Here is an 887-nt window from a genome sequence, read left to right on the forward strand (position 1 = left end):
CTTGAAGATAGCTTCCAGGCAACAATTTCATTGTTGTATAAATCTAACACAGCTGACAAATAGGCAAATTGTTCTCCGATTCGTACATAAGTAATATCTGTTACGAATTTTTGATTTTGCTTTTCAGCTTGAAACTCTCGATTCAAATGATTTTTAAATACCACAGATGTTTTTCTTCCATAAAACGGACGTTTTTTTCGAATGATAGATTGAATACCCAGCTCTCTCATAAGACGACGAACACGTTTATGATTCATTACCATTCCTTCTCGAGCCAAAGCACGAGTCATACGTTTATACCCATAGTAAGGGTGCTGACGATGAATAGATGAAATATGTTCTTTATGCCACATATCCCTTTTCTGACGTAAACGCTGCACGTTATGATATTTCCGCCATTTATAGTAGCCAGCCTTAGAAACTTCCGCGATTTGAAGCAACCATCGGAGTGGATAGGCTTGGCGTAATGAATCGATAAGAGAAAATCGTTCTTTCTTTAGGACCATTCCTTCCCGTGTAGATTTGGATTGCGCTTTTTTAAATACTCAACCTGTGCCTTCAAATAAGCATTTTCTTCTTCTAGACTATTAAAATTCTTTCGATTCCAGACACCACGTTGATCATCAAAGGACTCCCCTTGTTGCGCACGTTTTACCCACTCAATAATCTGGGCATCGCTCTTCACACCGAGTTGTTCACGAATTTCTCGCAATGATTTTCTCTCTTCTAATCGAAGACGAACTGCTTCTCGCTTTAGTTCTTCTGTATATTTTTGAAATGATTGTCCTTTTCTTGCCATAAAAAAATCCCCTCCAGATAAAACAGTATTGAGTCCATCATATCAGATGGACTCTTTTTTTACTGTCTACCTATAGGGGATAATACCA

The 887-nt window shown here is 38.0% G+C and carries 1 pseudogene; it reads right to left on the reverse strand.

Going from position 1 to position 887, the window contains the following annotated elements:
• A pseudogene (locus HFD78_RS28950) lies at positions 1-799 on the reverse strand (IS3-like element ISBth8 family transposase); the annotation flags it as partial.
• Positions 800-887 lie beyond the last annotated feature (88 nt).

It is taken from the genome of Bacillus sp. EKM501B (assembly GCF_011800505.1).
Classification (GTDB): Bacteria; Bacillota; Bacilli; order Bacillales; family Bacillaceae_G; genus Bacillus_A; species Bacillus_A cereus.